This window comes from Stenotrophomonas aracearum, from assembly GCF_031834615.1.
Classification (GTDB): Bacteria; Pseudomonadota; Gammaproteobacteria; order Xanthomonadales; family Xanthomonadaceae; genus Stenotrophomonas; species Stenotrophomonas aracearum.
On the sequence record NZ_CP115543.1, the window covers coordinates 3,852,969 to 3,866,381 of the forward strand.

Consider the following 13,413-nt stretch of genomic DNA (forward strand, 5'->3'; position numbering starts at 1 on the left):
TCGCGGTTTCGGACCCGGGGAGCAAAGCCGCGCCATACGCAAAGGTACTGGTCAACAAAAAAGACGCAGCCTCGCGGCTGCGTCCATCGTGAGCCCGTGCCGGGAGAGAGTCGGCGGGACTTACTTGACCTCGAACTCCTGCGGCGTTCCGGCCGCCTTGCCATCTACCATGACTTCCGCGCGGTACTTGCCCGTCGGCCAGCCGTTGGCATTCGTGAAGCTGATGTTGGTGGTCTCGGCACCGGTGGTGTTCAGTGCCTGGCTCTGCTCGCCTGCCACCTGGCCGTCCTGGTAGGTCAACTTGGCGCCGACATTGGCATTGTTGGCGGTGCCGTCGGTGCGGATCGAGACGATGATGATGTCCTTGGGCCCGAACATCGCGGTCGGCGCAACCGACTTGTCGGCAGCGGCGGTCTTGCCGACGCTGACAGCGGAGACGTTCACCGGCGCGGCAGCGGTCATCGGCTGCGGCGCGGCCGGTTCGGCCGGTGCAGTCGCAACCGGAGCTGCCGGCTGGGCGTTGTTGTCGGCGGTGTCTTCCTTCTTCTTGCAGCCGGCGAGCGCAACGGTGGCCAGCAGGGCGGCAAGAACGGCGGTACTGATGGACGTCTTCTTCATGGAATTCCTCCCTGGGAATGAGTGGCGTGCAGTTCGAGTGGGATCAGGATTTCGCCGGGATCTTCAGGACCTGGCCGGGCTGGATCTTGTCCGGGTCGTCCAGAAGGTCCCTGTTCGCCTCGAAAATACGGTTCCAGGCGTTGGCATCGCCCAGCTCGTCCTTGGCGATCTTCGACAGCGAGTCGCCCTTCTGTACGGTGTAGGTACTGCCCCCCACCTTTTCGGCCGTGGTATCGACCGAAGCGGTCACGCCGGAGAAATCGGCCTTCTCCACCTTTTGTGCAGTGGTATCGACGCTGGCTTTGACACCGGAGAAATCGGCTTTCTTGTCGGTACTCATCCACGCGCTCCTTTCTGGATATGACAACCTGGATGGCACGGTGTCACAGGCATTGTTAATGGGGCATGGCGCGGACGTGAAGGATTCGGGCGCTTTTCTGAACAGGGCCCGGGGCGGCGGCCGGCCACGCTAAAATGGCCGCATGAATACCCCCCAGGACTCCAGCCTCGGTCGCGAGGTTGCTTACCCCTCCCACTACGATCCCGCCCTGCTCTTCCCGATCCCCCGTCGCGCCGCGCGCGAGGAGATCGGGGTGGACGAGGCCCACCTGCCGTTCGTCGGCCACGACCGCTGGCAGGCCTATGAGCTGAGCTGGCTGGACCGGCGCGGCAAGCCGCGGGTGGCGGTGGCCACGGTCAGCGTGCCGTGCACCTCGCCGAACCTGATCGAATCCAAGTCGTTCAAGCTGTACCTCAACTCGCTCAACAGCACCCGCTTCGACGACGACGAACAGGCCCGCCAGCGCATCGCCGGCGACCTGTCGGCCTGTGCCGGGGCGGTGGTGAACGTGGTGTTCGGGGTGCCGCCGCTGGTGGACGGCGCCGAGGGCGAGTCGCTGGACGAACTGGACGTGGCGATCGAACGCTACGGCCCGCCCGCGCCGGAGTACCTGTCGGCCAATGCCGGCCAGGTGGTGACCGAGACCCTGAGCTCGGCCCTGCTCAAGTCCAACTGCCCGGTCACCGGGCAGCCGGACTGGGCCAGCGTGAGCGTGCGTTATCGCGGTCCGCGCATCGACCGCGAAGGCCTGCTGCGCTACCTGGTGAGCTACCGCGAACACGCCGAGTTCCACGAACAGTGCGTGGAACGGATCTTCAACGAGATCACCCAGCGCTGCCAGCCGGAATGGCTGGAAGTGGAGGCGCGTTACACCCGCCGCGGCGGGCTGGACATCAACCCGTGGCGGGCCAGCGCCGGCATCGAAGCGCCGGCGCGGACCGTGCGGGAAATCCGCCAATAATCAGGTCGCGGGCGCGTTGAGGAAGTCCAAAGACACCTGCAGCAGCGCCCGCAATCCCACATCCAGCGCCTTCTCGTCCAGCAGGAACTTCGGCGAATGGTTGGCCGGGGCGGTGGCCGGGTCGATGCCTTCGCTGGTGGCGCCGACGAAGAAGAACATGCCCGGCACCTGCTGGGCGTACAGCGAGAAGTCTTCGGCGCCCATCTGCAGCGGCGGCTCGTAGACGTTGGCTTCGCCGACCACGGCCTGCAGGCTGGGCAGCATGCGCGCGGTCAGCGCCGGGTCATTGACCGTGGCCGGGTTGCCTTCCGCCTCGTAGATCTCGGTCTGCGCCTTGGCGCCATGCGCGGCGGCGGTGTGCTCGGCCACGTTGCGCAGGTCGGCGAAGATCTGCTGGCGCATGCCCTCGTCGAAGGTGCGGATGGTGCCCACCATCTCCACTTCATCGGGAATGATGTTGTAGCGGATGCCGCCCTTGATCGCCCCGAAGGACACCACCGCCGGCTGCTTGGAAATATTGGAACGACGGCTGACGATGGTCTGCGCGGTACCGACCAGGTCGGCGGTGGCCACGATCGGGTCGACCCCGTTCCACGGCGCCGAACCATGGGTCTGGCGGCCGATCACCTTGATCCCGAAGCGGTCCGAAGCAGCCATCAGCGGGCCGCTGCGGACCGCGATCTGCCCGGCCTGGACGCTGGAGAACACATGCAGGCCGAACACCGCATCCGGCTTGAAGTCGGCGAACAGGCCTTCCTTGAGCATCAGCGAGGCGCCGCCTTCTTCCGGTGCCGGCGCGCCTTCCTCGGAGGGCTGGAAGATCAGCATCACTTCGCCGGGCAGGTTGGCCTTCATCTTGACCAGTGCGTCGGCCACGCCGAGCAGGGTGGCGGTGTGCGCGTCGTGGCCGCAGGCGTGCATCACCCCGACCGGCTCACCGCGGTAGGTGCTGGTGGCCTTGGAGGCGAACGGCAGCCCGGTCTGTTCGGTCACCGGCAGCGCGTCCATGTCAGCCCGCAGGGCGATGCGCGGGCCGGGCTTGCCGCCCTTGATGATCGCGACCACGCCGTGGTGGGCGATGCCGGTCTTCGGCTTCAGGCCCATCGCGCGCAGCTGTTCGGCGACCCTGGCGGCGGTGCGCTCTTCGCGGTTGGACAGTTCCGGGTGCTGGTGGAAGTCGCGGCGCCATTCCACCACCTGGGCCTGCAGGCGGGCGGCGGCGGCGGTGACTTCGGGGCGCTCGGCCGGGGCGGCGGCGGCCAGCGCGGGGGAGGCCAGCAGCAGGGCGGACAGCAACAGCGACAGACGGGGCATGCAGGTCTCCACGAAGGCAATCAGGGTGATGAACCTGAATGTAGGGCATCCGTTTGGTTTGCGCTGTAACTTTCGGGGCCCCGGTGCGTTGGAGACTGAGGCACCGCGAGTGGCTCGGCGGTCGTCCCAATTGAACCTTGGAAGCCTTCGCCGGTCTGACCGCCCGTCCCATCCGTCATGCATTCAGGGTCACGCCGGACGGGTATCCTGCGTACCTGCCAACCGGGCCCCGCCCTTCGCCTGCCTCAGGAGTTTTTGAATGTCGCGTTTCTGGAAGATCGTGCTGCTGGTGATCGCAGTGCTGGTGGTCGGGCTGGTCGGCATGCGCATGCTCGGCGGCGGCAAGGCAAAAGACGCCAGGGGCGGCCCGCAGGCCGAGGCCGGCAAGGACGGCGAGCGCGACAACGGCCCGGTACCGGTGACCGTGATCGACGCCGCCCGCCAGGACGTGCCGGTGTATGCCAGCGCGCTGGGCACGGTAAGCGCGATGAACACCGTGACCGTCAGCCCGCAGGTCGGCGGCCAGCTGCTGAGCATCAACTTCAAGGAAGGCCAGGAAGTGAAGCAGGGCGACCTGCTGGCGCAGATCGACCCGCGCACCCTGCAGGCCAGCTATGACGAAGCCGCCGCTGCCAAGAAGCAGAACCAGGCGCAGCTGGCCACGGCCCGCTCCAACTTCCAGCGCTCCAATTCGCCGGAATACCGCCAGTACGTCGCCAAGACCGACCTGGACACCCAGCGCAACCAGGTGGCCCAGTACGAAAGCGCGGTCGCGGCCAACGAAGCCAGCATGCGCGCGGCCCAGGTGCAGCTGCAGTACACCCGCGTCACCGCGCCGATCTCCGGCATTGCCGGCATCCGTGCGGTCGACGCCGGCAACGTGGTCAGCGCCGGTACCGCGATTGTCACGCTGACCCAGGTCCACCCGATCCACGTGGTATTCAACCTGCCCGAGCGCCAGCTGCCGGACGTGCGCCAGGCGCAGCAGGCCGGCCCGGTGACCATCGCCGCGCTCGACCGCAACGACGCCCACGTGCTCACCGACGGCGGCACCCTGGACGTGGTGGACAACCAGATCAGCAGCGACAGCGGCACCTTCCGTGCCCGTGCCCTGTTCGACAACAAGGACAACAGCCTGTGGCCGGGCCAGTTCGTCAACGTGCGCATGCAGCTGCGCACGATCGCCGGTGGCGTGGTCATCCCCACCCAGGCGGTGATGCGCGGTCCGGACGGCGAGTACGTCTACATCGTCAAGCCGGACAACACCGTGGCCATGCAGACCGTGAAGAGCGGCGTGGAAGTGGGCGACAGCCACGTGCAGGTCACCGAAGGCCTCAAGGGCGGCGAGCGCGTGGTCAGCGAAGGCCAGTTCCGGCTCAAGCCGGGCAGCAAGGTCACCGCGCTGAAGCCGGGCGAAACCCCGGCCGCCCCGACCGAGGCCGAGCTCAAGGCCGCCGCGCAGAAGCAAGGCGGCGGTGGTCGCCGTGGCGGCGGCCCGCGCTGACCGCGCGCCCCGTGTCCGCGACGCCGGCCCGCTGGTCGGCGTTCGTGTCCTGCATCGCCGTTTGACGTAACAGCAAGGATCCGCCCGTGGGCTTTTCGACGATCTTCATCCGCCGCCCCATCGCCACCTCGCTGCTGATGGCGGGCCTGCTGCTGCTCGGCATCCTGGGCTATCGCCAGTTGCCGGTGTCGGCGCTGCCGGAGATCGACGCGCCCAGCCTGGTGGTCACCACCCAGTATCCCGGTGCCAACGCCACCACCATGGCCTCGCTGGTGACCACGCCGCTGGAGCGCCAGTTCGGGCAGATCTCCGGGCTGGAGCTGATGACCTCCGATTCCTCGGCGGGGTTGTCCACGATCATCCTGCAGTTCTCGATGGACCGCGACATCGACATCGCCGCGCAGGACGTGCAGGCAGCGATCCGCCAGGCCACCCTGCCCTCGTCGCTGCCCTACCAGCCGGTCTACAACCGGGTGAACCCGGCCGACGCGGCGATCATCACCCTCAAGCTCACCTCCGACACGCGCCCGCTGCGCGACGTGAACAACTACGCCGACTCGATCCTGGCCCAGCGCCTGTCGCAGGTGCAGGGCGTGGGCCTGGTCTCGATTGCCGGCAACGTGCGCCCGGCCGTGCGCATCCAGGTCAATCCGGCGCAGCTGTCGAACATGGGCCTGACCCTGGAAGACCTGCGCAGCGCGCTGACCCAGGCCAACGTCAACGCGCCCAAGGGCTCGCTCAATGGCAAGACGCAGTCCTACAGCATCGGCACCAACGACCAGCTGACCAGCGCCGCCGAGTACCGCGAGACCATCATCAGCTACAAGAATGGCGCACCGGTGCGGCTGGCGGACGTGGCCCAGGTGATCGACGGGGTCGAGAACGACCAGCTCGCCGCCTGGGCCGACGGCAAGCCGGCGGTGCTGCTGGAGATCCGTCGCCAGCCCGGTGCCAACATCGTGCAGACCGTGGAGCGCATCCGTGCGCTGATGCCGCAGCTGCAGAACGTGCTGCCGGCCGACGTGCACCTGGAGGTGTTCTCCGACCGCACCGAAACCATCCGCGCTTCGGTGCATGAAGTGCAGTTCACCCTGATCCTCACCATCGGCCTGGTGGTGGCGGTGATCTTCGTGTTCCTGCGCCGGCTGTGGGCGACCATCATTCCCTCGGTGGCGGTGCCGTTGTCGCTGGCCGGCACGTTCGGGGTGATGGCATTCGCCGGCATGTCGCTGGACAACCTCTCGCTGATGGCACTGGTGGTGGCCACCGGCTTCGTGGTCGACGATGCAATCGTGATGATCGAGAACATCGTGCGCTACATCGAGCAGGGCAAGAGCGGCCCGGAGGCGGCCGAGATCGGCGCACGCCAGATCGGCTTCACCGTGCTCTCGCTGACGGTCTCGCTGGTGGCGGTGTTCCTGCCGCTGCTGCTGATGCCGGGCGTGACCGGGCGGCTGTTCCACGAGTTCGCATGGGTGCTGAGCATCGCGGTGGTGCTGTCGATGCTGATCTCGCTGACCCTCACCCCGATGATGTGCGCTTACCTGCTCAAGCCCGACGCGCTGCCCGAAGGCGAAGACGCACACGAGCGCGCGCATGCAGCCGGCAAGCAGACCGTGTGGAGCCGCACCGTGGGGCTGTACGAGCAGAGCTTGGACTGGGTGCTGGAACACCAGCGCCTGACCCTGGCCGTGGCGGCCGGCGCGCTGGTGTTGACCGTGGTGCTGTACATCGTGATCCCCAAGGGCCTGCTGCCCGAACAGGACACCGGGCTGATCACCGGCGTGGTCCAGGCCGACCAGAACATTGCGTTTCCGCAGATGGAGCAGCGCACCCAGGCGGTGGCTGAAGCGCTGCGCAGGGACCCGGCCGTGACCGGTGTGGCCGCTTTCATCGGCGCCGGCAGCATGAATCCCACGCTCAACCAGGGCCAGCTGTCGATCGTGCTCAAGGAGCGCGGCGACCGTGACGGCCTGGACGAGATCCTGCCGCGCCTGCAGCAGGCGGTGGCCGGCATTCCCGGCGTGGCGCTGTACCTCAAGCCGGTGCAGGACGTGACCCTGGACACCCGCGTGGCCGCCACCGAGTACCAGTACTCGCTGTCGGACGTGGACAGCGCGCAGGTCGCGCTGCAGGCCACGCGCCTGACCGAGGCGCTGCGCCAGCGTCCGGAACTGGCCGACGTGGACAACAACCTGTCCAACCAGGGCCGCGCCCTGGAGCTGACCATCGACCGCGACAAGGCCAGCGTGCTGGGCGTGCCGATGCAGACCATCGACGACACCCTGTACGACGCGTTCGGCCAGCGCCAGATCTCGACCATCTTCACCGAACTCAACCAGTACCGCGTGGTGCTGGAAGTAGCGCCCGAGTTCCGCACCAGCACCGCGCTGATGAACCAGCTCGCCGTCGCCTCCAACGGCGCCGGCGCGCTGACCGGCAGCAACGCCACCAACTTCGGCCAGGTCACCTCGTCCAACTCGTCCACCGCCACCGGCATCGGCGCGCAGAACACCGGCATCCCGGTCGGTGCCGGCGACATCATCCCGCTGGCGGCGCTGGCAGAAGGCAAGGTCACCAGCACGCCGCTGGTGGTCAGCCACCAGCAGCAGCTGCCGGCGGTGACGGTGTCGTTCAACATCGCGCCGGGCTACTCGCTGTCCGACGCGGTCAAGGCGATAGAAGAGACCAAGGCCAGCCTGGACATGCCGTCGCAGGTGCATGCGCAGTTCATCGGCAAGGCCGCCGAGTTCACCGGCAGCCAGACCGACGTGGTGTGGCTGCTGCTGGCGTCGCTGGTGGTGATCTACATCGTGCTCGGCGTGCTGTATGAAAGCTACATCCACCCGATCACCATCATCTCCACCCTGCCCCCGGCCGGCGTGGGTGCGCTGCTGGCACTGATGGTGTGCGGGCTGAGCCTGTCGGTGGACGGCATCGTCGGCATCGTGCTGCTGATCGGCATCGTCAAGAAGAACGGCATCATGATGGTGGACTTCGCCATCGAGGCACGCCGTGCCGGCGCCAACGCGCACGAAGCGATCCGCCGCGCCTGCCTGCTGCGCTTCCGCCCGATCATGATGACCACCGCCGCAGCCATGCTCGGCGCGCTGCCGCTGGCACTGGGCACCGGCATCGGCTCGGAACTGCGCCGCCCACTGGGCATCGCCATCGTCGGCGGCCTGCTGATTTCGCAGCTGGTCACGCTGTACACCACGCCGGTGATCTACCTGTACATGGAGCGCTACTCCGAGTGGCTGCGCGAGCGCCGTGAACAGCGTGCGCTGCGCAACGGCACCGCGCAGGACCACGCGTGAACATCTCTGGCCCGTTCATCCGCCGCCCGATCGGCACCGCGCTGCTGGCCATCGGTTTGTTCGTGGTCGGCCTGATGTGCTACCTGAAGCTGGGCGTGTCGGCGCTGCCGAACATCCAGATTCCGGTGATCTTCGTGCACGCCAGCCAGTCCGGCGCGGATGCCACCACCATGGCCTCCACGGTGACCGCACCGCTGGAGCGCCACCTGGGCCAGCTGCCGGGCGTGGACCAGATGCGCTCGTCCAGTTCCGAAGGCAGCTCGCTGGTGTTCATGGTGTTCCAGAGCGGAGTCGACATCGACTCGGCCGCGCTGGACGTGCAGACCGCGATCAATTCGGCACAGGCCGACCTGCCCTCCGGGCTGGGCTCGCCGATGTTCCAGAAGGCCAACCCGAACGACGACCCGGTGATCGCGATCGCGCTGACCTCGCAGACGCAGTCGGCCGACGAGCTGTACAACGTGGCCGACTCGCTGCTGGCCCAGCGCATCCGCCAGATCAGCGGCGTTTCTTCGGTGGATATCGCAGGTGCGTCTACGCCCGCCGTGCGCGTGGACGTCAACCTGCGCCTGCTCAACGCGCTGAATCTCACCCCGGACGACCTGCGCAACGCAGTGCGCGCGGCCAACGTGACCTCGCCCACCGGCTTCCTCAGCGACGGCAACACCACCACCGCGATCATCGCCAACGACTCGGTGGCGCGCGCGGCCGACTTCGCCAACCTGGTAATCAAGACCCAGGACGATGGGCGGGTGATCCGCCTGAAGGACGTGGCCAACGTCTACGACGGCCAGCAGGACGCCTACCAGGCGGCCTGGTTCGACCACAAGCCCGCGGTAGTGATGTACGTGTTCACCCGCGCCGGCGCGAACATCGTAGAGACAGTGGACCGGGTCAAGGCGCAGATTCCGATGCTGCGCGACTACCTGCAGCCGGGCACCACGCTCACCCCATACTTCGACCGCACCCCGACCATCCGCTCCTCGCTGCATGAAGTGCAGATCACCCTGCTGATCAGCCTGGCGATGGTGATCCTGACCATGGCGCTGTTCCTGCGCCGATTGGCGCCGACCCTGATCGCGGCGATCACCGTGCCGCTGTCGCTGGCCGGTGCGGCGCTGGTCATGTACGTGTTCGGTTTCACCCTGAACAACCTGAGCCTGCTGGCGCTGGTGATCGCGATCGGCTTCGTGGTCGACGATGCGATCGTGGTGATCGAGAACATCATGCGCCACCTCGACGAGGGCATGCCGCGCATGCAGGCGGCGTTGACCGGTGCGCGCGAGATCGGCTTCACCATCGTGTCGATCACCGCCTCGCTGGTGGCGGTGTTCATTCCGTTGCTGTTCGCCAGCGGCATGGTCGGCGCGTTCTTCCGCGAGTTCACCGTGACCCTGGTGGCGGCGATCGTGGTGTCGATGATCGTCTCGCTGACCCTGACCCCGGCGTTGTGCAGCCGCTTCCTGAGCGCGCATGCCGAGCCGGAGAAGCCGTCGCGGATCGGTCGTTTCCTCGACGCCACCCACGACCGCATGCTGCGGGTCTACACAGTGTGCCTGGACTTCTCGCTGCGCCACGCGCTGCTGCTTTCGCTGACCCCGATCCTGCTGATCGTGGCCACGGTGATGCTGGCCGGTGCGGTCAAGAAGGGCTCGTTCCCGCCGCAGGACACCGGCCTGATCTGGGGCCGCGCCAACTCCAGCGCCACGGTCTCGTTCGAGGACATGGTCAACCGCCAGCGCCGCATCACCGACATGCTGATGGCCGACCCGGCGGTGAAGACCGTGGGCGTGCGCCTGGGCAGTGGCCGGCAGGGCTCCAGCGCGCAGTTCAACATCGAACTGAAGACCCGCAAGGAAGGCCGCCGCGAAACCACCGCGCAGGCGCTGGCACGGTTGAGCGCCAAGGCCGACCGCTACCCGGACCTGGAACTGCGCCTGCGCGCGATCCAGGACCTGCCCAGCGACGGCGGCGGCGGCAACAGCCAGGGCGCGCAGTACCGTGTGTCGCTGCAGGGCAACGACCTGGCCCAGCTGCAGGAATGGTTGCCGAAGGTGCAGGCCGCGCTGAAGAAGAACCCGATGCTGCGCGATGTCGGCACCGACGTGGACACCGCCGGCCTGCGCCAGAACATCGAGATCGACCGGGCCAAGGCCGCGCGCCTGGGCGTGTCGGTCGGTGCCATCGACGGCGCGCTGTACGGCGCGTTCGGCCAGCGCCAGATTTCCACCATCTATTCGGACATCAACCAGTACAGCGTGGTGGTCAACGCGCTGCCCGAGCAGACCGCCACCCCGCGCGCGCTCGACGAGATCCACGTGCGCGCCGGCAACGGCGAGATGATTCCGATCACCGCCGTGGCACGGCAGGTGCCGGGGCTGGCGCCACCGCAGATCACCCACCAGAACCAGTACACCACCATGGACCTGAGCTACAACCTGGCCCCGGGCGTGAGTACCGGCGAAGGCGAGGCGATCATCAAGTCCACCGTGGACGGCCTGCGCCTGCCCGGCGACATCCGCATCAGCGATGGCGGCGGCTTCAACGTGCAGCTCAATCCCAACTCGATGCTGATCCTGGTGCTGGCCGCCATCATCACCGTCTACCTGGTGCTGGGCATGCTGTATGAAAGCCTGGTGCACCCGGTCACCATCCTGTCCACCCTGCCGGCGGCAGGCGTGGGCGCGCTGCTGGCGCTGTTCGTGACCAACACCGAGCTGTCGGTGATCTCGATGATCGCGCTGGTGCTGCTGATCGGCATCGTCAAGAAGAACGCGATCATGATGATCGACTTCGCGGTGGTGGCCCAGCGCGAGCACGGCAAGAGCCCGCTGGAAGCGGTGCGCGAAGCCAGCATCGTGCGCTTCCGCCCGATCATGATGACCACCATGGTCGCGATCCTGGCCGCAGTGCCGCTCGCGATCGGGCTGGGCGAGGGCAGCGAACTGCGCCGCCCGCTCGGCATCGCGATGATCGGCGGCCTGCTGTTCTCGCAGAGCCTGACCCTGCTCAGCACCCCGGCGCTGTATGTGATCTTCTCGTGCCTGCAGCAGCATTGGCGCGCATGGCGGGCGCGGCGCCGCGAGAAGGTGGCCCTGCGGCGTGCGGCGCGCGCATGACCGTTATTTGACGGAAGACACCCAAAAGAGAACAATTCGCATCAGCCACGGTCCTGCCACGCCTCGCGCACCGCGCTGAATCCGCCTTCCGCGGGCAGTGCCCCGACTCAGCCACGCCCTCTTCTTTCCGCCATCCACCGATCGCGGACGGTGTGCTGCTGTCCGCAGAGGACCCCCACTACATGCGTGCTTCCGTTCTTCCGCGCCGTGCCCTGCGCCCGGCCCTGCTTGCGCTTTCACTGTCGCTGGCCTGCACCGCCCACGCCCAGTCCCGCTCGGCCACCGAGCTGGACGCGGTCAAGGTCACCGCCGAGCGCACCCACACCGACACCGGCGCACTGGGCGACCGCCCGGTACGCGATACCCCGTTCGCGATCTCGGTGATCGGCCGCGAAGACATCGAGAAGCGCCAGGTGGTCTCGCTGGGCGAGGCCTTCCTGACCGACCCCTCCGTGGTCACCCAGGTCAGCGCCTACGCCAGCGGCTGGAGCTCGCCGATCCGCAACCGCGGCATCGACCTCAGCTACGACAGCTACCGCGTCAACGGCCTGCAGGTCTCGTCCTGGGGCACCGAATGGCCGCTGGAAGTGATGGAGCAGGTGGAATTGCTGAAGGGTCCCGGCGGTTTCATGTACGGCTTCGGCCAGCCCGGCGGCATCATCAACTACGTCACCAAAAAGCCCACCGACACCCCGACCTTCTCCGCCCAGCTCGGCTGGCGCGAACAGGGCATCGTCAGCGGCCAGGTCGATGCAGGCGGTCGTTTCGGCAACGAACAGATGTTCGGCTACCGCTTCAACGCCTACCAGGAGAAAGGTGAAACCTTCAACGGCGGCGAGGTCGACCGCAAGGTCGGCGCGCTGTCGCTGGACGCCCGCCTGAGCGACAGCCTCACCTGGACCTTCGACGGCGTGTTCCAGCAGCGCGACCTGGGCGAAGAGTCGCCGCAGTACTACTTCATCGGCTTGACCGAACTGCCGCGCCCGATCGCCGGCGACGTCAACAACGCCATCCCCGGCACCTTCTACGACACCCGCTCCAGCCTGCTCTCCACCGCCCTGCACTGGCAGATCAACAGCGACTGGAAGGCCAGCCTGAGTTACGGCTACACCTCGTCGTGGAACGACGTGAACAAGATCTTCGCCTACATCGATGACGTGAACGGCGATTACGACATCAACGCCTACGAGCTCGGCGGCAAGAGCGAATGGAAGCTCGCCCAGGCCATCGTGCAGGGCCGCTTCCAGACCGGCCCGCTCTCGCACCAGCTGGTGGCCGGCGTCTCGCACCAGACCGGCCTCGGCTGGGACCGTCCGTACGAATGGAACAACATCGGCCGCGGCAACCTGTACCAGCGCCCGACCGTGCGCCACGACGCGGTCGGCTCGCACGAACTGACCCGCGGCAGCGAAACCATCCAGCAGGCCGTGTTCCTCAGCGACACCGTCGACGTCGGCCACGGCTGGTCGCTGCTGGCTGGCGCGCGCTACAACGACTTCGAGAACAAGGGCAGCTACCACACCTACCCGGTCACCCCGACCTACGCGGTCATGTACAAGCCCGCCGACGAAGTCACCCTCTACACCAGCTACGTCGAATCGCTCGAAGCCGGCAGCCGCGTCGGCAGCGACTACATCAACGCCGGCGACGTGCTCGACCCCACCATCAGCAAACAGTTCGAGATCGGTGCCAAGATCGAATACCCGCGCTGGAACGCCAACGCCGCCGCCTTCCGGCTCGAACGCGGCGCCAACATCGACCGCCTGACCAGCGCCGGCAAACTGCTCGTGCAGGACGGCATCACCCTGTACGAAGGCGTGGAGGTCAGCGGCAACGTCCTCCTGAGCGACGCCTTCAGCCTCGGCGGCGGCGTCACCTGGCTCGACCCCACCTACGACAAGCTCTCACCCGACAGCATCACCCAGCAGGGCAACCGCACCGCAGGCGCCGCACGCTGGAACGGCGTGGTGCACGCCGATTACAGCGTGCAGCAGGTCGAAGGCCTGAGCCTGTACGCACTCGCCCGCTATTACGGCGATGTGTATTACGACGCCGAGAACACCCTGAAGCTGCCGGATTACACCCTGGTCAACGCCGGCGTGGGATACCGCATGCAGGCGAACGGACATCCGGTGACGTGGCGCGCGAGCGTGGAAAACCTGGCCAACAAGAAGTATTGGTCGAACGCCGGCATAGGCCTGCCGCGAACCTTTGCAGTGAGCGTAAGGTTTGATCTGTAA

General features: G+C 67.1%; 8 protein-coding genes. 5 read left to right on the plus strand and 3 right to left on the minus strand.

Annotated elements, in window-relative coordinates:
- Window positions 1–120: 120 nt before the first annotated feature.
- Together PDM28_RS17340 and PDM28_RS17345 are read right to left on the minus strand one after the other, a co-directional pair.
- Window positions 121–618, minus strand: coding sequence for a hypothetical protein (locus PDM28_RS17340; protein WP_102946069.1), 498 nt, complete (start codon window positions 616–618; stop codon window positions 121–123).
- A 43-nt stretch (window positions 619–661) separates the two neighbouring features.
- Window positions 662–958 carry a LysM peptidoglycan-binding domain-containing protein gene (locus tag PDM28_RS17345; protein WP_311183003.1) on the minus strand — a complete coding sequence of 99 codons (297 nt, stop codon included), beginning with the start codon at window positions 956–958 and terminating at the stop codon, window positions 662–664.
- Window positions 959–1,100: 142 nt separating this feature from the next.
- Here PDM28_RS17345 and queF point away from each other — a divergent pair, with 142 nt between their 5' ends.
- Entirely contained in the window at window positions 1,101–1,919 is an 819-nt protein-coding gene (gene queF / locus PDM28_RS17350) for an NADPH-dependent 7-cyano-7-deazaguanine reductase QueF (protein WP_311183004.1), read from the plus strand.
- On the opposite strand, the gene PDM28_RS17355 is transcribed toward queF, so the two are convergent.
- Window positions 1,920–3,233, minus strand: a complete 1,314-nt coding sequence (locus PDM28_RS17355; protein WP_311183005.1) for a M20 family metallopeptidase — start codon at window positions 3,231–3,233, stop codon at window positions 1,920–1,922.
- A gap of 259 nt (window positions 3,234–3,492) precedes the next feature.
- Here PDM28_RS17355 and PDM28_RS17360 point away from each other — a divergent pair, with 259 nt between their 5' ends.
- The 4 genes from PDM28_RS17360 to PDM28_RS17375 all read left to right on the plus strand — a co-directional run bounded on the left by PDM28_RS17360 (window position 3,493) and on the right by PDM28_RS17375 (window position 13,413).
- The gene (locus PDM28_RS17360; protein ID WP_311183006.1) at window positions 3,493–4,737 is read left to right on the plus strand and encodes an efflux RND transporter periplasmic adaptor subunit; all 1,245 of its coding nucleotides are present in this window, start codon (window positions 3,493–3,495) and stop codon (window positions 4,735–4,737) included.
- An 86-nt stretch (window positions 4,738–4,823) separates the two neighbouring features.
- Window positions 4,824–8,054 carry an efflux RND transporter permease subunit gene (locus tag PDM28_RS17365; RefSeq protein WP_311183007.1) on the plus strand — a complete coding sequence of 1,077 codons (3,231 nt, stop codon included), beginning with the start codon at window positions 4,824–4,826 and terminating at the stop codon, window positions 8,052–8,054.
- Entirely contained in the window at window positions 8,051–11,173 is a 3,123-nt protein-coding gene (locus tag PDM28_RS17370) for an efflux RND transporter permease subunit (protein WP_311183008.1), read from the plus strand. Before PDM28_RS17365 ends, PDM28_RS17370 begins: the two co-directional genes overlap by 4 nt.
- A 182-nt stretch (window positions 11,174–11,355) precedes the next feature.
- The gene (locus PDM28_RS17375; protein ID WP_311183009.1) at window positions 11,356–13,413 is read left to right on the plus strand and encodes a TonB-dependent siderophore receptor; all 2,058 of its coding nucleotides are present in this window, start codon (window positions 11,356–11,358) and stop codon (window positions 13,411–13,413) included.